The sequence below is a fragment of the Geodermatophilus arenarius genome (assembly GCF_042654585.1).
GTDB lineage: Bacteria > Actinomycetota > Actinomycetes > Mycobacteriales > Geodermatophilaceae > Geodermatophilus > Geodermatophilus arenarius.
Window position 1 is genome coordinate 16,666 of sequence record NZ_JBHSGR010000002.1, and the last position, 20,047, is coordinate 36,712.

General features: G+C 73.7%; 18 protein-coding genes, 1 tRNA gene and 1 pseudogene. 12 read left to right on the forward strand and 8 right to left on the reverse strand.

The annotated features are described in order from the left end of the window. Positions 1 to 44: 44 nt before the first annotated feature. Positions 45 to 242 carry a hypothetical protein gene (locus ACFO3M_RS02510; RefSeq protein ID WP_387985928.1) on the forward strand — a complete coding sequence of 66 codons (198 nt, stop codon included), beginning with the start codon at positions 45 to 47 and terminating at the stop codon, positions 240 to 242. A gap of 10 nt (positions 243 to 252) precedes the next feature. Here the strand turns inward: ACFO3M_RS02510 and ACFO3M_RS02515 are convergent, their stop codons facing one another. Beyond that, on the reverse strand, positions 253 to 1,017 hold the full coding sequence (locus tag ACFO3M_RS02515) for a MerR family transcriptional regulator (RefSeq protein ID WP_387985931.1): 765 nt from the start codon (positions 1,015 to 1,017) through the stop codon (positions 253 to 255). A 72-nt stretch (positions 1,018 to 1,089) separates the two neighbouring features. Between ACFO3M_RS02515 and ACFO3M_RS02520 the strand changes: the two genes are divergently transcribed. The 3 genes from ACFO3M_RS02520 to ACFO3M_RS02530 are packed head-to-tail and all read left to right on the forward strand — an operon-like array spanning position 1,090 to position 4,684. Continuing rightward, positions 1,090 to 2,976 (forward strand): hypothetical protein, encoded by a 1,887-nt coding sequence (locus ACFO3M_RS02520; RefSeq protein WP_387985933.1) that lies wholly within the window; start codon positions 1,090 to 1,092, stop codon positions 2,974 to 2,976. Beyond that, on the forward strand, positions 2,973 to 3,386 hold the full coding sequence (locus tag ACFO3M_RS02525) for a cupredoxin domain-containing protein (RefSeq protein ID WP_387985936.1): 414 nt from the start codon (positions 2,973 to 2,975) through the stop codon (positions 3,384 to 3,386). Before ACFO3M_RS02520 ends, ACFO3M_RS02525 begins: the two co-directional genes overlap by 4 nt. After that, positions 3,383 to 4,684 carry a hypothetical protein gene (locus tag ACFO3M_RS02530; protein ID WP_387985939.1) on the forward strand — a complete coding sequence of 434 codons (1,302 nt, stop codon included), beginning with the start codon at positions 3,383 to 3,385 and terminating at the stop codon, positions 4,682 to 4,684. The genes ACFO3M_RS02525 and ACFO3M_RS02530 overlap by 4 nt, the downstream gene beginning before the upstream one ends. 11 nt (positions 4,685 to 4,695) lie before the next feature. Here the strand turns inward: ACFO3M_RS02530 and ACFO3M_RS02535 are convergent, their stop codons facing one another. Beyond that, entirely contained in the window at positions 4,696 to 6,246 is a 1,551-nt protein-coding gene (locus ACFO3M_RS02535; RefSeq protein WP_387985942.1) for a phospholipase D-like domain-containing protein, read from the reverse strand. Positions 6,247 to 6,532: 286 nt separating this feature from the next. On the opposite strand from ACFO3M_RS02535, the gene ACFO3M_RS02540 reads away from it, so the two are divergent. Both ACFO3M_RS02540 and ACFO3M_RS02545 read left to right on the forward strand, forming a co-directional pair. Continuing rightward, the gene (locus ACFO3M_RS02540) at positions 6,533 to 6,850 is read left to right on the forward strand and encodes a hypothetical protein (protein WP_387985945.1); all 318 of its coding nucleotides are present in this window, start codon (positions 6,533 to 6,535) and stop codon (positions 6,848 to 6,850) included. A gap of 102 nt (positions 6,851 to 6,952) precedes the next feature. Continuing rightward, entirely contained in the window at positions 6,953 to 7,384 is a 432-nt protein-coding gene (locus ACFO3M_RS02545) for an ATP-binding protein (protein ID WP_387985948.1), read from the forward strand. 15 nt (positions 7,385 to 7,399) lie between these two features. Here ACFO3M_RS02545 and ACFO3M_RS02550 read toward each other — a convergent pair whose 3' ends face one another. Continuing rightward, entirely contained in the window at positions 7,400 to 8,671 is a 1,272-nt protein-coding gene (locus ACFO3M_RS02550; RefSeq protein ID WP_387985950.1) for a PP2C family protein-serine/threonine phosphatase, read from the reverse strand. Between the two features lie 445 nt (positions 8,672 to 9,116). Here ACFO3M_RS02550 and ACFO3M_RS02555 point away from each other — a divergent pair, with 445 nt between their 5' ends. Beyond that, positions 9,117 to 9,812 carry an ANTAR domain-containing protein gene (locus ACFO3M_RS02555; protein ID WP_387985953.1) on the forward strand — a complete coding sequence of 232 codons (696 nt, stop codon included), beginning with the start codon at positions 9,117 to 9,119 and terminating at the stop codon, positions 9,810 to 9,812. 317 nt (positions 9,813 to 10,129) lie between these two features. On the opposite strand, the gene ACFO3M_RS02560 is transcribed toward ACFO3M_RS02555, so the two are convergent. Together ACFO3M_RS02560 and ACFO3M_RS02565 are read right to left on the reverse strand one after the other, a co-directional pair. Then, a complete protein-coding gene (locus tag ACFO3M_RS02560; protein ID WP_387986553.1) occupies positions 10,130 to 10,471 on the reverse strand; it encodes an ANTAR domain-containing protein in 342 nt (113 codons plus the stop codon). Next, positions 10,378 to 10,980, reverse strand: a complete 603-nt coding sequence (locus ACFO3M_RS02565) for a GAF domain-containing protein (protein ID WP_387986566.1) — start codon at positions 10,978 to 10,980, stop codon at positions 10,378 to 10,380. The genes ACFO3M_RS02560 and ACFO3M_RS02565 overlap by 94 nt, the downstream gene beginning before the upstream one ends. Before the next feature lie 997 nt (positions 10,981 to 11,977). Here ACFO3M_RS02565 and ACFO3M_RS02570 point away from each other — a divergent pair. Then, positions 11,978 to 12,352, forward strand: coding sequence for a DUF1304 domain-containing protein (locus ACFO3M_RS02570; RefSeq protein WP_387985955.1), 375 nt, complete (start codon positions 11,978 to 11,980; stop codon positions 12,350 to 12,352). 241 nt (positions 12,353 to 12,593) lie between these two features. On the opposite strand, the gene ACFO3M_RS02575 is transcribed toward ACFO3M_RS02570, so the two are convergent. Beyond that, positions 12,594 to 13,481: a tyrosine-type recombinase/integrase gene (locus tag ACFO3M_RS02575; protein WP_387985958.1), complete on the reverse strand. Its 888-nt coding sequence runs from the start codon at positions 13,479 to 13,481 to the stop codon at positions 12,594 to 12,596. 457 nt (positions 13,482 to 13,938) lie between these two features. Here ACFO3M_RS02575 and ACFO3M_RS02580 point away from each other — a divergent pair, with 457 nt between their 5' ends. The 4 genes and pseudogenes from ACFO3M_RS02580 to ACFO3M_RS02595 all read left to right on the forward strand — a co-directional run. Continuing rightward, complete coding sequence (locus ACFO3M_RS02580; RefSeq protein WP_387985960.1) at positions 13,939 to 14,595, forward strand: hypothetical protein; 657 nt, start codon at positions 13,939 to 13,941, stop codon at positions 14,593 to 14,595. Between the two features lie 321 nt (positions 14,596 to 14,916). Continuing rightward, positions 14,917 to 15,066: a hypothetical protein gene (locus ACFO3M_RS02585; protein ID WP_387985962.1), complete on the forward strand. Its 150-nt coding sequence runs from the start codon at positions 14,917 to 14,919 to the stop codon at positions 15,064 to 15,066. A gap of 1,893 nt (positions 15,067 to 16,959) precedes the next feature. After that, positions 16,960 to 17,262, forward strand: a complete 303-nt coding sequence (locus ACFO3M_RS02590; RefSeq protein WP_387985965.1) for a helix-turn-helix domain-containing protein — start codon at positions 16,960 to 16,962, stop codon at positions 17,260 to 17,262. Between the two features lie 73 nt (positions 17,263 to 17,335). Then, positions 17,336 to 18,409 (forward strand): annotated as a pseudogene (locus ACFO3M_RS02595) (tyrosine-type recombinase/integrase); the annotation flags it as partial. A gap of 149 nt (positions 18,410 to 18,558) precedes the next feature. Here ACFO3M_RS02595 and ACFO3M_RS02600 read toward each other — a convergent pair. Both ACFO3M_RS02600 and ACFO3M_RS02605 read right to left on the reverse strand, forming a co-directional pair. After that, positions 18,559 to 18,631 (reverse strand) — tRNA-Ala (locus ACFO3M_RS02600). Positions 18,632 to 18,725: 94 nt separating this feature from the next. Next, complete coding sequence (locus ACFO3M_RS02605; RefSeq protein ID WP_387985968.1) at positions 18,726 to 19,646, reverse strand: M23 family metallopeptidase; 921 nt, start codon at positions 19,644 to 19,646, stop codon at positions 18,726 to 18,728. Positions 19,647 to 20,047: the final 401 nt, after the last annotated feature.

The window sequence follows — 20,047 nt, forward strand, 5'->3', positions numbered from 1 at the left end:
CGCCGGTTTGACACCGTGACACCGATCGGTGTCACATGGAGGACGTGTCCGGCACGAGCGTCCTGGCGACCGACGGGCTGAGCCTGATCGCCACCGCCGGGTTCTCCGTGCCGGCGGCGGTCCTGGTCGCGGTCGTCGTCGCCGTGGTGGTGCGCGACCGGCGGCTGGCCGCCCGCGAGCGCGACGGGCTCGACGGCTCCCACGAGCCCATCGACGAGCCGTCGGCCGGCCGCGACGGGTAGGCGACCCGGCTCACTCCTCGGCGAGCGCGCCGAGCTCGGCCTCGACCGCGGCGCCGACCGCGGCGGCCATCTCGGTGCGGAAGCTCGCCAGCAGCGCCTGCGCGGCGGCCGGCTGCAGCCGGTCCACCACGGCCCGCACCCGGTCGAGCTGGTCCGGCGGCGAGCCCTCCGCGAACAGCGCGCGCCACCCGGTCTCGACGTACATGCCGACGTAGGTGGCCGCGATCTCCCGCACCAGCTCGATGACCCGGGCCTGGGCGGCGATGAGCGCCGACGGCGGCACGCCGAGCCGGACGACCTGCAGGCCCGCGGTCAGCAGCGGCGGGTCGGTGACCCGCAGCCGGCCGTCGTCGAGCCGCTCGACCAGGCCGAGCCGGACCATCTCGTCGACGGTGGCCGGGTCCACCGGCACGCCCGCCCGGGCGGCGAGCTCCTCGGCGGTGGTCTCCTCCGGCTCCGGCGGCAGCCAGGGCGCGAGCAGCGCGCGGTGCAGCGCGAGGGTGGCCGAGCCGCCGACGGCGGGGGCGGTGGCCAGCGTCCGCTCGATGACGGCGAGGGAGTAGCCCTCGGCGAGCATCTCGCGCACCAGCAGCAGCCGGGCGACGTGCTCGGGGCCGTAGTAGCCGGTGCGCCCCACCAGCCGGGGCGGGGGCAGCAGCCCGCGGGCCGCGTACGCCCGCACGTTGCGCACGGTGATGCCCACCCGCGCGGCGAGCTCGTCGACCGTCATCTCCCGCTCGCCGTCGTGCTCGGCAGCCCGCTCCTCAGCCTCCATCAGGACCCGATCGTAACGGTGTAGGTGATGTGCCACTTTGCCATGTGACGTCGATCAGTGTTCTATAGCGGCGTGACGTCCCTGGGACCAGTGCTGCTCGCCGTGGAGGACCGTCCCGCCGGCGGTGCCGCCGTCGGCGAGGTCGTGCTCGCCTCCGCCATCGGGTTCGCCCTCACCGCCGTCCTGCTCGGCCTGGTGTGGGCCCACCGCACCCGCCGGACGACGGTGCTCGCCCGCGCCGGGAGCGCCCTCGGCCGGGCCACCCACGTCCCCGGCTGGGTCGCCCTCCCGACCGTGCTGACGACGGCGTCGCTGCTGGTCGCGCTGCTCGGGATGATGTGGGACATCGCGCTGCACGTCGGCGTCGGCCGCGACGAGGGCCCGCTGGCCAACCCCGCGCACTACCTCATCCTGTTCGGCCTGTTCGGGGTCTTCGCCGGTGGCGTGCTGGCCTGCTCCATGCCGCTGGACGAGCGCCCCGGCCCGGCCGCCGTCCGGTTCGTCCGCGGCTGGGACGTCCCGGTCGGCGGCGTGCTGCTCACCGCCGCGGGCTTCTACGCCCTGCTCGGCTTCCCCCTCGACGACGTCTGGCACCGCCTGTTCGGCCAGGACGTCACGCTGTGGGGCCCCACCCACCTCATGCTCATCGGCGGCGCCGGCCTGTCGATCGTCGGGCTGCTGGTGCTGGAGACGGAGGGCCACAGCGACCGGGTGCACGGCGACCGGGTGCACGGTGGCCGGGTGCACGGTGGCCGGGTGCACGGCGGCCGCGAGGGGGGCGACCGCGCCCGGTTCCTCCGCCGGGCCTCGGCCATGGGCGGCCTGCTGCTGGGCCTGTCGGTGTTCCAGGGCGAGTTCGACTTCGACGTCCCGCAGTTCCGCCTGGTGCTCGAGCCGTTCATGATCGCCGGCGCCGCGGGGGCCGCGCTGGTCGCCGCCCGGCTCTGGATGGGCCGGGGCGGGGCGCTGGCCGCCGCCGGGTTCTTCCTCGTCGTCCGCGGCACGATCGCCGTCGTCGTCGGCCCGGTCCTCGGCGAGATCACGCCGCAGTTCCCGCTCTACCTCGGCTCCGCGCTGCTGGTGGAACTGCTCGCGCTGGCCTGGCCGCTCGCCCGCCGCCCGCTGGCCTTCGGCGCCGTCGCCGGCGTGCTGGTCGGGACCGTCGGCACGGCGGTCGAGGGCCTGTGGACCCGGGTCACCCAGGTGCTCGAGTGGAACGGCGACGTCCTGGTCGAGGGCACCCTCATGGCCGTCGTCGGGGGCGTCGCGGGCGGGCTGATCGGCGCGCTGCTCGCGCTCGGCCTGCGCCGCCGGCTGCCGCGCCCCGCCGTGGCGCGCGGCGTGCTCGTCCTGGGCCTGCTGGCCCTCGCCGGCGGCGTGGCCAACGGGCTGGTCGCGACCGTGCCCGGCGACCTCGAGGCCACCCTCGCGATCGAGGACGTCACCACCGACCCGCGGACGGCGCACGTCACCGTGCGGCTGGACCCCGCCGACGCCCTCGACGACCCGGCGTGGGTGCAGATCACCGCGTGGCAGGGCCAGGGGCTGGTCGTCACCGACCTCGAGCGCACCGGGCCGGGTGAGTACCGGACCACCGAGCCGGTGCCGGTGCACGACGACTGGAAGACGATGCTGCGCATCCACGACGGCCGCGTGCTCACCGCGGTGCCGGTCTACCTGCCCGAGGACCCGGCCATCCCGGCCGGCGAGATCGCCGCCACCGACGGGGTCACCCGCGCGGCGGTCCCGGAGGTCGACCTGCTGCAGCGGGAGCTGAAGGACGCCGGCGGCGGGCTGTGGACCGTGGCCAACCTCGTGGTCCTGGCCTGCACGATCGCGATCGTCGCGGCCATCTCCTGGGGCGTGGCCCGCTGCTCGCGCCGCGGCAGCGCCGGCGAGCGGTCCCCCGACCGGCCGGTGGGCAGCACGGCCCCGGCGCCGAGCGGGGCCGGCCGGTGACCCGCCGCCTGGCCCTGGCCGCTCTCGCGGTCGTGGCCCTGAGCGGCTGTGCCGGGACCGCACCGTCCGACGCGGGCGCGCCGTCGGCGACGGCGGCTCCGTCCTCGGCCCCGCCCCCGGCCCCGTCCTCGGCCGCACCCACCCCGGCCGGCCGCGCGCTCGCGGTGCAGGTCGCCGGCGGGCGGGCCACCGGCGACACCGGCCGCGTCCCCGTCCCCCTCGGGGAGCAGGTGACCCTCACCGTGACCGGTGACGCCGCCGACGAGGTGCACGTGCACGGCTACGACCTGGAGGCCGCGCTCGCCCCGGGCACGCCCGCGACGGTGCGGTTCACCGCGGACATCCCCGGGGTGTTCGAGGTGGAGCTGCACGGGACGGGCACGGTGCTGCTGTCGCTGCAGGTCGGGTGACCGTCCTCGCGCACGGCGTCGGGTCGCGCACCGACCTGCCGCTCCCCCTCGGCCTGGCGCTCTACGGCGCGGGCGCGGCGATCCTGGTCAGCTTCACCGTCCTACTGCTGTTCTGGCGCCGGCCGAGGCTCGGCGACGCCGCCTCCGGGCACCCGCTGCCGGCCTGGGTGCAGCGCGCCGCGGACAGCGCTCCGCTGCGCCGGGGCCTGCAGGCGGTCGCGCTCGCCGTCGCCGTGCTCGTCCTGGCGGTGGCGCTGGCCGGCCCCGACGACACGGCGGACAACCTCGCGCCCTGGGTCCTCTACGTGACCTTCTGGGTGGGGCTGGTGCCGGTGAGCCTGCTGCTCGGGCCGGTGTGGCGGGTGCTCAACCCGCTGCGGCTGCTCGCCCGCGGCCTGCGGGTGCTCACGGGACCGCCGCGCGGCGCCGACCGGCTGCCGGCGCTGGGGCTGTGGCCGGCGGCCGGCTCGCTGCTGGCCTTCGTCTGGCTGGAGCTGGTGTACCCGGGCCGGTCGGAGCCGGTCGCGGTCGCGGTCTTCCTCGCCGCCCACGCGGTCGTGCACCTGGCCGCGGCGGCCTGGTTCGGCGAGGGGTGGTTCGCCCGCGGCGACGGCTTCGAGGTGTACTCGGCCGTCCTCGGCCGGCTGTCGGTCGTCGGCCGGCGCGACGACGGCGTGGTCGTCGTCCGCTCGCCGCTGACCAACGCGATGGCCGGCCCGGACTCCCCGGGACTGGCCGCCGTCGTGGTGGTGCTGCTCGGCTCCACCGGCTTCGACGGGCTCTCCCGCACCGCGTGGTGGCAGACCGGCCCGGGGGCGGCCGGCGACACCGCCTCGGGCACCGTCGGACTGGTCGCGTGCACCGCGCTGGTCGCGGTCCTGTACCTGCTGGGCACCCGGCTCTCGGGCCGCCTCGGCCGCCTCCCGCTGGGCCCGCAGCCCCGGCTGTACGCGGCGTCGGTGGTGCCGATCGCGGTCGGCTACACCGTGGCGCACTACTTCTCGCTGCTCGCCCTCGACGGGCAGACGACGTGGATCCTCGCCAGCGACCCGTTCGGAACCGGCGCCGACCTGTTCGGCACGGCGGCCGACGTGGTGGACCTGCGCGCGGTGAGCCCCGACGTCATCGCCTGGGTGCAGGTCGGCGCGGTGGTGCTGGGCCACGTCGTCGGCGTGCTGCTGGCCCACGAGAAGGCGCTGCGCGTGGCGCCGCGGGCCCCGGCGTCGGACCAGCTGCCGCTGGTGCTGGTGATGGTGCTGTTCACCGTCGCGGGCCTGGGCCTGCTGTTCGGCTTCTGACCCGCCCGCGCTCAGCCGCGCTGGCGGCGCCGGCGGCCGGCGAAGGCCCGCTTCACCCGGCGCCAGCGGTTCGGGGTGTGCTCGGCGTCGAGCAGCTCGGTCTCGGCGAGCAGCCGCTCCACCGGGTCGAGCTCCGGCGCCTCGAAGGCGACCAGCGAGCGCCCGGCCGGCCGCATCAGCGCGTCGACGGCGCGGACCAGCGACCCGCCGTGCTCCTCCACCGCGGCCGCGACCTCCTCCGGCGCGACCCCGAGGTGCTCCCCGAGCAGGCGGTGGCGCATGCCCAGGACCGCCGCGGCCAGCTCGTCGTGGCGCGGGTCGCCGGTGCGGGCCTCGATCGACAGGTCGCACTCGGTGTCCAGGCCCATCGAGCGGTTGTTGAGGTTGGCCGAGCCGATCCGCAGCAGCCGGTCGTCGAGGCAGGTCACCTTGGCGTGCACGTAGATCGGCCGGCGCTCCTCGGTGACCGGCACGAGCAGCCGGAACCGGTCGTACCGGTCGGCGCGGGTGACCAGGTCGAACAGCTTCACCCGGGCGGTGTCCATGGCCTTGCTCTCCAGCCAGCCGTCGGCCGACCGCGGCAGGACGACGACGAACTCCGGCCCGTCGGGCTCCTGCAGCCGCTCGGCGATCGCCTCGGCGACCCGGCGGTTGGCGAAGTACTGCGTCTCGACGTAGACGGTGCGCCGGGCGGCCGCGACCACGGCCAGCCACAGCAGCTCGATCTCGTGCACCAGCTCGGCGCCGCCGTACTCGGGGCGGGTGCGCGAGACCGCGACGTCGACGTCGGTGAGGAAGGTCTCGACCTCCTCGGGCCAGCAGGCCTCGACGTCGGTCACCGGCTCCAGGTGCTCCCCGGTGCCGCTCTCCCAGCGCTCGCGGGCGAGGTCGCCGATCGCGCGGGCGGCCGGGCCGGAGACCAGGCTGGTGACGTCGTGCCAGGGCCCGCGCAGGCGGGTGGTGTGCGGCCGGTGCCGCAGCGGGTGGCGGTCGCGGTGCTCGGAGGTGTCCCAGCGGTCGGCGGTGACGTCGATGCCGCCGGCGAAGGCCAAGCAGTCGTCGATGACGACGATCTTCTGGTGGTGCGCACCGCCGAGCGGGTGGTGCGTGTCGACGGTGAACCGCAGCCGGTCGGGGGTGCGCCGGTCGAGCAGCACGATGGGGGCCATGCGGCGGGTGAGCGCCACCACCATGCCGAGGTCCCACTGCAGGACGCCGATCTCCAGCCGCGGGTTGGCGCGGACGGCGTGCTCGAGCACGCGGCCCAGGCGGTCGTCGCGGGCGCGGCCGGGCGTGCGCGGGTCCATCCGGATGCGCGGGTCGAAGTCCCAGCCGATGAACAGCACCCGGCGCTCGGCGCGCAGCACCGCGCGCTTGAGGGTGGCGAAGTAGTCGGCGGCGTCGACGAAGACGGCGTGGCGGTCGGCGCGCTCGATCCGCCAGCAGGTCTCCCCGGGGACGAGCAGCGTGTCGTCGGACGGGGCGGGGACCGGAGCGGTCCGGGCGGCCGGGAGGGAGGGGATGCGTGCGGTCGTCCCGGCGGCGTCGGCGCTCTCGATCACCCCGGCAGTCTGCCGACCTGCGCAAGCGGCCGCGCCGCACCCTCCCCCGTCCGGGGTGGGGTCAGCCGTGCGCCCGGTCGACCACGCGGAACCGGTCGCGCTCGGGGTCGGCGAGGACGACGGGGTCGGGATCGTCGGGGTGGGCGTCCCGTCCACGCGCTCGGCGCCGAGGCCCACCAGCCGCTGCACCTCGGCGGTCTGCTCGGCGGCGGCGCACGCCCACATCGTCGCCGCGGGACGCAGCGGACGGTGCCGCGGCGCACGCCGGTGCGTCACGCTGTCCGCCGTGGAGCCCCGGGGGGACGGCGGAGCGCCCCCCGCCGGCGAGGTCGACCGGACCCGGCACCTCGCCCGGCGGGCCGAGGCCGTGCGGCGCCGTGCCGAGGACCTCCTGCTCCGCAAGGAGGCACTGGCCGACGCGCTCGCCCGGACCTCCCGCACCATCGCCGACACCGAGACGCGGCTCGCCGAGACCCTCGACCAGCTCGCCGAGACCCGCCCGGAGGACGGCGAGCGGCTCCGCCGCGAGGCCCGCGAGGCCCGCGAGTTCGCGTCGCGGGAGCGCGACCGCGCCGCCGAGCGCGGGGCGGACCGGCCGTCCTGAGACCCGACGACGGGCACGGACGGTCGCGCGACGACCCGGACGGGTTCGGAACGCCGGCGACGGGGCACTGCTGCCGGGACATCCCCGGACCGGAACGAGCCCATGGACCTGGAGCCCTGGCCGCGGCGGCCGTGTCCCGAGACCACGGGACCCCGCTACGAGTGCGAGATCTCCCACGCCGCGGACCTGCGCACCGTACGGGCGCAGCTGCGGGTCTGGGCGGCGGGCGGGGCCGAGGGGTCCGACGCGGACGGAGCGGTCGTCGACGACCTCGTGGTGGCCGTCGACGAACTGGCGTCCAACGGCCTCCGGCACGGCCGTGCACCCGTGCGGGTCCTCGCCGTCCGCACGGGGCGGGGAGTGCTGCTCGACGTCAGTGACGGCGATCCGCGCACCGCACCCGAGCCCGCGGCCGACCGGGATCCCGCCTTCGGCGGCATGGGCCTGCGCATGGTCGCCCACCTCAGCGTCGACCGCGGGTGGACCGTCGCCGACGACCGCAAGCACGTCTGGGCCCGCTTCGGCGCCGGGTGAGGTCCGCGCCCGCGGTCAGGCGTCCGGGCGGCGGGGCGACCGCGCCGACGAGGCGCGGCCGGCGTCGGCGCCGTGCGCGCTGTCCCGCCGGCGCGGGGGACCTCCGTACCAGTCCAGGCACACCACCGTGGCGTCGTCGCGGAGGTCGCCGCCGGTCGCGCGCAGGACCGCGGCCCCCAGTTCCTGGACGACCTGCCGGGGGTGGAGGTCCGCGGTGTCGCGGAGGGCCGCCGCGACGTCCAGGACGGCGGCGTTGCGCTCCTGCATCCCGTCGGTGAGGAGGACCACGCGGTCCCCCGGTACCAGCCGGAGCTCCTGGGGCCGGAAGGACGCGCGGGGCACGACACCGAACGGCGGCTCGACGTCCAGGCCGATCTCCTGCACCCTGCGGTCCCGCAGCCGCAGCGGCAGCGGGTGACCGGCGTTCACGACCACGGCCGTCCCGGACGACAGGTCCACGCGCAGGAGCTGCCCGGTGACGAACTGCCCGGCCGCGGCGTCGTCGGCGAGGGCGTCGTTGGCGTAGCGGGCCTGCCCGGCGAGGTCCAGGCCCTTCCGGCGGGCGTTGCGCAGGGCGCCCACGAGCAGCGTGGCCAGCAGGGCGGCCCGGACCTCGTGACCGACGGCGTCGGTGACGGACACGTGCAGCGAGTCCTGGTTGAGGGTGTAGTCGAAGGTGTCCCCGCCCACCGAGGCGGCCGGCTCGAGCCAGCCGGCGAGGGTGAACTGCCCGGCCTCGCAGGTGTAGGACGCCGGGAGCAGCCGGCGCTGGATCTCCGCGGCCAGGGAGAACGGGGTCGTGCGCTGACCCCACTCGAACACGTCGGTGTACCGGCGGGCGGCGATGACCACGTAGGCCAGGGCGTGCGCGGCGGCGGCGACGTCGGCGACCACCGCCGGGTCCGGGTGCGCCGGCAGGACCAGCTCCAGCAGCCCGATCGCGTCCCCCCGGTCGCTGACCAGGGCGACCACCAGGGCCCCGTCGTCGAGCGGTCGCACGTCGACCTCCTGGGTCCGCAGCACGCGGTCGTAGACGGTGCCGGACAGCGGCAGGGTCTCCGCGTGCGCGCCCGCCTGCGAGCGACCGCCCTCGGCTCCGGCGATCCCCGTGGTGAGACGCACGACGGCGCGGCCGCTGAAGTCGGCGATGAGGAAGGTCAGGTCCCGCGCCCCGAGCATCTCCGCGAGCGCCTCCGCCGCGGCCTGCAGGGCCCCGATCGGCGCCGTCCCCTCGACCCGCTCGAGCAGGACGCCGACGTCGAGGCCGGAGACCGGCCGCATCGACATGGGGCAACTCTAGGGAGGAGTCCCCGGCTGCCGTGCGGCCGCGCCGACCCCGTACGACGACGAGGGTCCGACCTGTGTCGCCGCAGGTCCGACCCAGCTGCAACCACGACTGCGGCCACGTCGGCGGACCCGCGCCCGGCTGAGGCCCTGCCGTCTCCCGACGTCACCGAGGCGGTTCGAGGACGCCCGACGACGTCCGAGACCGCCACTGTGCCGGCCAGGCAGTCGGATAGGGTCACCTCCAGCGCCCGGCGTCGGGCGTCGATGTTGCGTCAGGCAGCGGCGTAGCCCAGATGCGGAGCCCACCGTGGGGTTCGCCGCCGAGGTCGTGCCCCGGTATCGATCAGACCGGAGGCCTGCGGTGGCCCACAGCGGGAAGCAACGGTCCACGAGAGCAGCGGAGGCCCTGGAGCACCTGGGCCAGAGGTCCTTGCAGGAACTCTCCATGGAGAGCCTGCTGCAGTCGATGGCGGACCTCACCAAGAGGGTCATGCCCGGTGACCCGGAGGCATCGGTCACGCTGCTGATCGGGGACGAGCCGCGAACGGTCGTCGACACCGGGCCACTGGCCCTCGGCCTCGACGAGGCCCAGTACCGCCGCGGGGACGGGCCGTGCCTGCACACCGCCCACGACGGCGTCCTGGTCGAGATCAGCGACACCCGCGTGGACAGCCGGTGGCCCGACTACGGCCGCTACGTCGCCGAGCACGGCGTCCTCAGTCTGCTGGCCGTGCCCCTGGTCCTCGCCGGGGAGGAGCAGGTCGCGGGATCGCTGAACGTCTACGCCCGGAGGCCGGAGGCCTTCGACGAGGCCAGCCGAGCGGTGGCCACCGGGTTCGCCCCCTACGCGGCGGTCGCCGCCGGAACCGTCCAGGCGTACCGCAGGGCCCGGCAGACGGCCGACGACCTCCGGATCGCGCTCGAGTCCCGAGCGGTCATCGAGCAGGCCAAGGGCATCCTGATCGAGCGCCACAGGCTGACCCCCGATCAGGCCTTCGAAGCCCTCGCCACGGTGTCCATGAGGAGGAACGTCAAGGTCCGCGAGATCGCCGAGCGCCTCGTCCTCACCGGCGAACTGCCGCTCGTCCCAGCCCGGCCCCCACGATCCACTGGGCAGGCGGTGCACCGGCGAGACGCATAGCGTCTGCTTGCACCCCGAGCAGCCGCGGCGGCCACCCGGGGGGCGTGCCGCGGTCAGGCCCCGCCACTCCAGACCCGGGGTGGCGGGGCCGCCCTCCGCACACCCGAGGCGCCGGCGCGGTGGCCTGCCTCCGACGCGAGCGACGGGACCGGCCGACGGACGATGCAGCTGCGCCCGTTTCGCCGACTCACGCGCCGAAGACGGCCGGCGACTTCGCCGACGGGGAACGGACCAGGTGGATCAGACCGGACGCCGCAGCTCCGACCCTCCTGACGGAGCGCCACCGGCCGGCTCGCCTGCACGCGTCTCGCACGCCTTCACGAGCACGGCGACGCACACGGTCCTGCTCCCCCGGGGGTTCCGCCTGTCCGCGAGCGGCACCTCCGAGCCCGACCTGCCGGGGACACGTCCGGGACGTCGTCGAGCCGGCTAGGCCTCGCTGCTCGGGTGCGGCTCGCACCGTCGACGACGGCCTGGGCGATGTCGCGGAGCTTGCGGTTGGACCGCCGCGAGGCGGTCGCGAGCAACTGGAAGGCCTCGGCCGCGTTGCAGCGTCGCTGGCTCATCAGGATGCCCTTGGCCTGTTCGATGACAGCGCGCGTCTGCATCGCCCGGTCCAGGTTCTCGGCGAGCTCGCGGGTGCTCTCGTAGAGGTGCATGTTGTGCACCGCCACGGCGACGTAGGAGGCGAACGCTCGAGCGACGTCTCTGGCCTCGTCGTCGAACGCGGCAGCCTCGACCGCGTAGAGGTCCAGTGCACCGTGGACGGTCTGTCGTACCGGTACGGGACCGACACGGAGCTCGGGGAGCCGCGTTCGACGCACACCTGGGCGTAGTCCGGCCAGCGCCTCTCCTCGCGCGCGTCGGTGATCTCGCGGATCTCCTCACCGACCGCCGCCTCCAGGCAGGGACCGTAGCCGCGACCGTACTGCGACTCGTCGAGGTCGAGCGCCAGCTTGCCGGTGAAGGCGGCGGTGGTGGCCTTGTCGTTCTCCACCAGGCTGACCGAGGCCTCCGCGACGCCGGGGATGACCTGCTTGGCCAGGTCGGCGATCGTCTGCAGCATCGCGTCCAGGGAGGTGTCGCTGAAGGACAGCTGCCCGAGTTCGGCGAAGGCGTCGTGGACGTCCAGAGGCTCGGACGGCCGCTGATCGTCGTCGGGGCTCATCGCGGTCCGCTCTGTCAGGTCCGGCTGGTCGACGGAGGTCCTCGACCCCGGAGTGAGTCGCCCGTGGCGGGTGGCCCGTGATCCGCTGGGCCACCTGCATGACCTGTCAGGGGCCGCTGATGCGGCGCCGCTGGCAACGTACTCGCCCGTCGGGGTCCCGTCCCCGAGCGGATGGGGCGTCGCCGCCGGCGTCGGAGGACGACGACCTGCTCGACGACACCCTCACCGTCCGGCACGCCGTGCACCGCGTCCGGGGCGGCGGGCTCGTCCACCAGGAGCCCAGGAGCGAGCACGCCCGAACGGCCGGCCGATCGACGCGAGGACGGACCACGACGCCTGGACGGTGCACGTCGTGCCGGCACCGGCCCGTGAGGCCGCCGACCGCACGGGCGCCGCGCTGCTCGTGGAATCAAACGGCGACCACGACTGCGACCAGAGACGACTCAGGCCGTCCTCCCGAGGGAGGACGGCCTGGTCACACGGGTGGAGCTGAGGGGACTCGAACCCCTGACCCCCACACTGCCAGGCCGTCATGATCGCGTTCGTGGCGATTCACCGCCGTTCTGCAAGTCGACTGACGTGCAGATCCACGAGACGGCGGACGACGGTGCACTGGCACGAACGAGGCCAACTGCAACCACAACTGCAACCAGGCATGCGGAGCCGCGCCCGACGCAGGCACCACCTCGCCGTGCCTTGCCACGTCCTGTGTCTCTAAAGGCGGCTTCAGGGACAGGGAGCAGAGTTGCCCGCCCCGCCACCCCTGTCCGGGCCCGATGCCGATCCGCTCCGACACCCGGCCGGAACGACGCTCGTGTCGCGAGCCGCATGTCGCCACCGCGCGCGAGCACGCGGCGTTGAACGACGTCATCGACGCAGTCCTTTTGGGGCACTAGGCCTACGGCCGTCGCCGGACCTTCGCCGGGTCTGGGAGAACCCATTCCCCGTGTTCCAGTCCCGCCCCGCGGCCGGCCCGCTCTCGCTCATACTGGGCGCCGTGAACGCTGTGGCGCAGACCTTCGCGATCATCGCGGCTCTGTGCGGCGTCACGGCGTTCGTCCTGGAGAGCTTCCTGTTCGGGCGGCGGAGCGTGCAGATCTTCCTCCTCGGCAGGCCGGAACCGGCGGCAGGCGTCCGGATGTGGGCGTTCAACCAGGGCTTCTACAACCTCTTCCTCGCCGCGGGTCCGGTGGCCGGGGTCGTCGCGTACCACCTCGGACAGCAGAGTGCAGGTCGTGCACTGGTGATCTACGGCTGCGCGTTCATGACGGGGTGCGGGGTCATCCTGTTCGTCTCCGATCGACGGCTGTGGCGCGGCATGATCGGTCAGAGCGGACCACCACTGGTGGCCCTCATTGCGGCGCTCATGTAGCCGCGCCGCTCGGCCTAGCACCCCGGTTCCGGGGCGCTCCTCAAGCGGTGTGGCTTCGAGGTCCGTGGGGCCGCCCGGCGCTTCGGTCGTCGTGGAAGCGTTGCTGGCGTTCCTCGACGCGGGGTGGACCGCATCGTCGGCGGTGTCGTGAGCCGGCTCGCTGGGAGCGTCGAGGCGCGCTCGCACGGACCGTCGGACGGATCGGTCCGGTGTCCCCAGGTGGGCCGCTCAAGGACATGACTCAGCCGGCCCAGCCTGCGAGGAAGCCGGCGACCTGGTGGGAGGCGTGGCGTTCGAGGGCTTCGCCGGTGATGTCGTAGCTGCCCAGGGTGGTCTCCGGGCGGGCGTGGCGGAGCAGTCGCTGCACATCGCGCAGCGGGATGCCCTGGTTGAGCCCGACGGTGCCCACGGTGCGGCGCAGAGCGTGCGGGCCGATGGGCCGGGTGATGCCCGCCGCCCTGGCGGTCGCGGCGACGTAGCGATACACGGTGCGCCGGTCCATGCCGGCACCGCTCCGGGTGCGTAGCAGCGGCCCGGCGGTGCGGCCGTCGATGGCGGCTTGGACGGCGCCGAGGGCGGGGATGGGCACCGGCACGCGGGCGGGCTTGTCGCCCTTGCCCAGGACGGTGAGGGTGGCGTAGCCGCGGACGGTGCCGAAGGACGGCACGGTCAGGGTGGCCATCTCGGTGGCGCGCAGGCCCATCATGCCGCCGAGCACGGCGATGGCGTGGTGGCTGGGACCCAGGGTGCGGGCGGTGGTGAGGAACGCCGCGTACTCCAGCACGGTGAGCACCTCGCGGCGCTGCAGCTCGCGCTGGATCTTCGGCCGGGTGACGCGGGCGCAGGGATTGGCCGCGACCAGCTCCTCCTCGTAGGCGAGGCGGTAGAGGCTGGCGACGGCGTCGTAGTGCGCGGCCACCGAGGCGCGGGAGAGCCCGGAGTCGGCGACGGCGCGCAGCCACAGCTCGACGTCGGCGCGGCGGGCGGCCAACGGATCGATGCGGCGGTCGGCGCACCACCTGCTCCAGCGAGGCAGGTAGGTGGCGTAGGTCTGCTGGGTGGATGGCTTGTAGCGGGACAGCCACCAGGCGGCCAGCTCATCCCAGGCCGCGTTTCCGGAGGACGGCAAGATCACGGGGGTCATGCGCGACCGGACGTGCCACAGCCGAGGACCGGCCCCGATCGCGCCGCGGCCTCGCGCAAGCAGACGCGAACGGGGGATCAGCTGTCGCCCATCGGGGTGAGAGCCCTGCGTCGACCGCCCGGCCGGACCGAGGTGCGACTGAGCGGCCCACTCAGGGATAGCGCGTGCGTCACGGCCCTACGGACGGCGCAGGTGCGCGTTCACTGACTGGTGGGCCGCCATCCTCCGGCCGCTCCTCCTGCTCTAGCTCATAGGCGCGCTCGCTGCTCCAAGGCGTCAATCGCTGGCGCGCTGGGATGCTCGCGCCAGTCGTAGCCACAGGAGGGGCATTCCCGCAGGAGCGGACGCACCCACGCCGACGGTCCAGGATGCGCACGCAAGCAACGCATGGGCGCCCGAACCGGTGTCCGTGAGGGGCTCACTCGGGGACACTGTCGAGCCCGTGGCCGCGGACGCAACGACGGAGCAGTCCCCCCACTGCACTTCTGAACGCGACCAGGGCGAGGCGGTGACGATGCTTGGAGAGCAGCTCATCCCGCTAATCGTTGGGTTCTTTCTGACGACTGTGCTCGGCGGGGGCCTCGGCTCTTACTTCCAGCGCAGGGCCTGGGCACACCAACACGCCGTGATGCGAGAAGAGCAGGAACGAGAGAGAGCCGTCCGAGTGTTCGAGGAAGTCAGCAGGTTACTCGACAAGCGACTGTATCGGACGCGCCTCATCTATTGGCCCATGGCGCGCCGGGACGGGAGCAGTGAACTGCCCACCTCCGACGTGCCTTGGGAAGAGTACCGAAGCGTCGTATGCGAATGGAACGACAGCATCAACCGCAACCTGGCCCTCGTTCAGCAGTATTTTGGAGTAGGGATGCGCGACACCTTCGATTACGAGATCGGAGATCGACTCGTCCGCATCGGAAGACAGCTCGAAGACATCCGAACCAAACGCGCGCCGTTACCGCGAGACGGGTTTCGCGACTTGGGGTCTGAGCTCGATGCGGTTGCAATACTCATCTATCAGTTCAACCTTGACATGATCAGAGCCATTCAGGCTGGCAAGGTGGGGTGGCTGGTCACAGAGAACCGGCCCGCTCGCCGGTAGGCCCCGCGGCCATCCGGTGAGCTGCCGCCATCGGACGTCAGGGCATCGGGCGTCCCGGAAGCCGCCTTCACGGCCGACTCCGCGGGTGTCTCTCAGCGGCCCACATTGGGACACACCGGGCGGACGGCTAGGGCCGAGGATGTGCCGTCTGAAGGTCGAGGAGGCGGCCAAGGACGTCAGCGCCCCGGGGCCAAGCCCCCCGGGGGTACGCACGTCGATCAGACCGAAGCTGACCCTGTCTCTCGACTTGAGTGATGACGTCGGCCGACCGAAGTGACCCAGGACAGTCGCCCTCGCCGTTACTCAGGGAGAACAGAAGACGTGAACACAGGCGGATTCCTCATCCTGCTCCTCATCGGTCTGGCCCTGCAGGTCGGCATCATCGCACTCGCGGTTCAACTTGGAACCGGAAAGGTCCATCGTGAGCTGATTGCGTTGCGAAAGGCGGTCGAAGTCAACCGCACCCTCTGACGAGGGAAGAGGGTGGTAGCTCAACGGCAGAGCACCGAGCCACACGATCCGGTTCGACTCCGGACGACCCGCTTTCGGCGAAGCGCCGGCAGAAGCCAGCAGGTGTGGCGCCTGCCATAGCAGCTGGCGGCAAGCCGCGTCCGGTGACCCATAGGCCGCCCTTGAGGCGAGGCGGTGGCTGTCCCCAAGCGGCCCACTATGGGCGACCAGGAGGAGGCCCCGGCGCGCCGGGCCGTACGCCCCTTCCCGGCGGGATCGGCGACTCCTAGCGTCGCTCCATGACTCGAAAGTCACTGCGGTGCCGGTTCGGGTTGCACTCCTACGTCCAGCGACACCCGGACGGTGAGGCGCCCTCGGGTCCGGACGACAAGATCTGCCGGCGGTGCGGGAAGCGCACGGGCGCCCCCTTCGGGTGGGCGCCGTGGGTCTTCCCCGGGTGACGTTCTCGGCGGTGGTGTAGGCGTCAGTCCTGGGAGCTCGCTAGGTGGGCGCACTGCACTTCATATCCAGGGCGGCATTGTTCCTCGCGGGCACACGACGGATTCGGTAGAGCGGAACGCGCCCCGCTTTGTCGTCATTGCGGCGAGCGTCGTAAGGGAAGCATCGGGTGGACTGCCACCAGGTTCATCAATCGAGGGGCTTCCCGATACTGGGCTGAGGGCAGACAGCCGCGGCTCGGCAGGTGTCCCGTAGGCCGCCTTCAGAGACACCTGCCCGGGCATCGCGGTCGCCTCACGCACCCGCCAAGGCGCGTCGCTGAGCCGCTTTGGAGCGCCGCCCAGGACCAGACCATCGTCACCAGAGGCTCACAAGATCAAGAGGGACACACGTCTTGCATCTCGGCCCTTGCCATTCGTTGTGATGAGTGCGCTGACGGGAAGAGACCCCCGGACGTCGGACAGCCAGCCGAACACCCAGCCGGTCCAGAGTGGGCGGCGCAGGCACAGCCGGCCGGCCCCCTCGTGATCCCGCCTGCCCGCCGGGTGCTGATCGGTCGACGTGGGGGCCGACCTCGGCCCCCTGGCAACGGCACCCGGAACGGCACTGAACGCGACCGCGGACGAGGTGCTGCCGCCTGGTCCTACGCCGAACAGCACCGCGCCGTGCGGCGCTTCTCCTACCGGAGAAGGCGCAAGATCAAGTGCCACACACCTCATGCACTCCTAGGTTCCACAACCCGTTGTGACGGGTTACTGGAGACCGCTGCAGAGGCTGATGGCATGGCGGGAAGGGACAGAGCCAACGACCGCGCGCGCCGTCGAGAGCGCGAACGTCAACGGCGCCAGCAGACCCAGCGGGCACCGACCGAGAGGACTCGCTCAAAGTCAGCGGAGGCCGATGTGGACGGATCGCGACGGCGGGCCGCGGCGACGAATTGCGGCTGGTGCGGTCGGCCGATCACCCCACGGAGCCGGGGGCCGATCCCGAAGTGGTGTTCGGCCACCTGCCGGCACCGCGCCTGGGAGCAGGCCAGAGCCGCCGCCTCCAGCCGCTCTGCGGTCGAGGTCGTCGAGCGGCGCGTCGAGGTCCGCGTCCCCATCGCGCCGACCCGCCGGGACTGGCCGCGGCTGCTCGACCAGCTCGCCGATCAACTGAACGACGGTCGCGTCTACGACCGCGACGTGCCCGGCCTAGCCCGGGCGCTCGAGCCCGTGCTGCAGGCATATCGGCAGCGTGCGCATCGGACCGGCGCCCCAGACCTGCGCTGAGGACGACCTCCGGGAGATCTCCAGTACGGGAGGAGAGGCTGCGAGCTCCAGCACGCCGGGGGTCACCTCGGGTCCGCGTCCCTGACAGGAGGACTGGAGAACGACGGGAGGCCGCTCCCCCACCGTCGCCTAGCAGGCCGTCACACAGGCGCGGGGTCTGGGCAACAGCATGGAGGTGGACGACATGGCCGATCCCCAGCTGCTCCGGGACGTGCTGCCGGCCGACCCGATCCTCCTGACGCCCGAGGAAGCCGCGCAGGTGCTGCGAATCGGCCGGACGACGCTCTACGCGCTGATGAAAGCCGGCGAGCTGCGGCCCGTCCACATCGGCCGGAGCTGCCGCCTCTCGCGGGCAGAGCTCGAGCGCTACGTCCGCGGTCTGGAGGCTCCCCGCACCATGCCCGCTCGTCAGCCGGCGCGCGGCCGGAGTGCCGCGGACCAGCAAGAACTCCCCGAGCTCGATGCGACGTCGCCCGATGCGGCGTGAGTCCACAGCGAGCCCGTCCGTGTCCGAACGCTCGGCCAGACTGAGCTCCTGGCCCACGACCCAGGGGTAGCCGATGGCGGGACGCGCGTCGAACGGCGAGTCGACGATCTACAAGGGCGCCGACGGGCGCTGGCACGGCTACGTCTCTGTCGGCTTCACGCTCGACGGCAGACCCGACCGACGGCACGTCAGCAGCAAGACCCGCGGCGTCGTCGTCGCGAAGGTCCGCGAACTCGAGCGCAGGCGCGACACCGGGACGGTCGGCGAGACCTCCACCCCCACCATCGCCTGGTGGCTCGAACACTGGCTGACCACCATCGCGCCGCGCCGGGTGCGCCGGCGGACGCTGGAGAGCTACGAGTCCGCCGTCCGCAGGCACCTCGTTCCCGGCATCGGCCGGCACCGTCTCGACCGGTTGCGGCCCGAACACCTCGACCAGCTCTACACGGCGCTGCTCGACGCCGGCTACTCCCCCGCCACGGTGCTGCGCCACCACCGGATCCTGTCCCGGGCCCTCACGGTCGCCGTCCAGCGCGGCCACGTCCCGCGCAACGTCGCCGCCCTCGTCGACCCGCCCGCCCAGCGCCCGAGCGACGTCGCCACCGCTCTGGACCTGGCCGAGGCCCGCGCGGTGCTCGAGGCGGCGGCGCGCGTCCGCAACTCCGCCCGCTGGACCGTCGCCCTGGCCCTCGGGCTGCGTCAGTCCGAGGCGCTGGCGCTGCAGTGGAAGGACGTCGACCTGCTCGACAACACCCTCACCGTCCGGCGCAGCATCCACCGCGTCCGGGGTGGCGGGCTGGTCTACGAGGAGCCCAAGAGCAAGCGCAGCCACCGCACCCTGGCCCTGCCGCTGCCGCTGGTCGCCGAGCTGCACCGGCACAAGGCCGCCCAGCTCGGTGAGCGGATGCTCGCCGGCTCGGAGTGGCACGACGAGGACCTGGTCTTCGCCCAGCCGAACGGCCGGCCGATCGACAAGAAGACCGACTACGACGACTGGACGCGGCTGCTGCAGTCCGCCGGCGTCCGCCATGTTCGCCTGCACGACGGGCGGCACACCGCCGCGACCCTGCTGCTCAGCGAGAACGTCCACCCACGGGTGGTCATGGAGCTGCTCGGCCACAGCCAGATGCGCACGACGATGGACATCTACAGCCACGTCATGCCGGCACTCGCCCGCGAGGCCGCCGACTGCATGGGCGCGGTGCTGCTCGTGACGCCGGCGTCAACTGCAACCACAACTGCAACCAGAGACGACTCAGGCCGTCCTCCCGAGGGAGAACGGCCTGGTCACACGGGTGGAGCTGAGGGGACTCGAACCCCTGACCCCCACACTGCCAGTGTGGTGCGCTACCAGCTGCGCCACAGCCCCGTTCCTCGGCCCGCCCGGTCTCGCTCGGGCCACGGAGAACTATACGACGTCCGGCACGGCCCCCTGCGGCGGGGGTCGTCCCGCGCGTCGCGGGTCAGACCTCGACCCCGCGCTCGGCCAGCCACGGCACCGGGTCGATCCTGCGACCGTCCATCCCGCCCTGGTGCACCTCGAAGTGCAGGTGCGGCCCGGTCGACTGGCCGCGGTTGCCCAGCAGCGCGATGGTCTCGCCGGCCTCCACGTACTGGCCGGGCTCGACGAGGATCTCCTCCATGTGGCCGTAGACGGTGACGTCGCCGTTCTCGTGGAGGACGTAGACGGCCAGGCCGAAACCGCTGGCCGCACCGGCCCGGACGACGACGCCGTCCACGGCCGCGTACTCCGGCGTCCCGATGGGGGCGGCCAGGTCGATGCCGTAGTGGAAGGTGCCCCACCGCGAGCCGTAGCCGCTGGTGAACCGCGCACCGTCGACCGGCAGCACGGCCTTGGGCCGTGCCGCCTCGCGGGCGGCCTCCGCGGCGGCGGCCTCGGCCGCGGCCCGCTCCGCGCGGCTGGCCGCGACCTCCTGCAGGCGCGCCTGCGCCTCCGCCTCGGTGATCGAGGCCATCGGCATGACCTCGAGGGACTCCTCGCCGGTGGCCAGCTCCATCTGCGCGCCGAGCACCGCCGTGGACCCGGCCTCCGCCCCGGACCCGCCGGGCACCCCGACGACCCCGGCGCCGATCGCGCCGGCCACGAGCGCGGCGAGCAGCAGCTGGGGACGGCGGTCGCGCAGGCCGCGACGGCGGGCGCGCGGGGCGGCGAGCGCAGCGGGGGCGAGCGCGGTGGTGGCCGGTCCGGCGGCCGCGGCGGGGGCGGGCAGGGCGGTGGTGGCCGGCGCGGGGACGTCGTCGGCGGCCTCGGCGGCGGACCGCGGGACGGGGACGCCGGCGGGGCGGACCGGTGGAAAGCCGCGCAGCGGGGACACCGGGTGGTCCGCCGCGGTCCAGGAGTCGCCGGTCCGGGGACCGGGCACCGCCGCGAGGGAGCCGCTGACGGGACGGGTCAGCAGACCCGCATCACTCCGGTGACTGGCCAAGGCGCGTACCCCGCTCGCTCGTGGGAAGCGGCCCGTGCGGGCCCGATCGAGTCGTGTCGATACAAACACACCGTGACCTCGCCGTGACCCCGAGTGCGGCGTGTCCGCGCGTGACACGCCGTGTGCGCTGTGTCACGCGCGGCTGCTGTGTTTACGCCGTGGTCCTCCGGGGGACATGACCTCATCCGGCGTGGAGCAGCCCGCGCCGGTCCGACGAGACCGCCGGGCCGACGCCCCCACGCCAGGTGCCCGCGTGAGCACACTCCGCGGGCAGTGTCGCGACCCACCGGCGCGACGCACCGCACGACGGCTTCACCGCGACCCTCCGCCCCTGGAGG

Bases quoted from the DNA above. Each gene is read 5' to 3' on its own strand.
- ACFO3M_RS02515 (WP_387985931.1), bottom strand. From the start codon at position 1,017: ATGGAGGCTGAGGAGCGGGCTGCCGAGCACGACGGCGAGCGGGAGATG.
- ACFO3M_RS02550 (WP_387985950.1), bottom strand. From the start codon at position 8,671: ATGTCGATGCGGCCGGTCTCCGGCCTCGACGTCGGCGTCCTGCTCGAG.
- ACFO3M_RS02560 (WP_387986553.1), bottom strand. From the start codon at position 10,471: ATGCACCTCTACGAGAGCACCCGCGAGCTCGCCGAGAACCTGGACCGG.
- ACFO3M_RS02555 (WP_387985953.1), top strand. From the start codon at position 9,117: ATGGAGAGCCTGCTGCAGTCGATGGCGGACCTCACCAAGAGGGTCATG.
- ACFO3M_RS02545 (WP_387985948.1), top strand. From the start codon at position 6,953: ATGGACCTGGAGCCCTGGCCGCGGCGGCCGTGTCCCGAGACCACGGGA.
- ACFO3M_RS02565 (WP_387986566.1), bottom strand. From the start codon at position 10,980: ATGAGCCCCGACGACGATCAGCGGCCGTCCGAGCCTCTGGACGTCCAC.
- ACFO3M_RS02590 (WP_387985965.1), top strand. From the start codon at position 16,960: ATGGCCGATCCCCAGCTGCTCCGGGACGTGCTGCCGGCCGACCCGATC.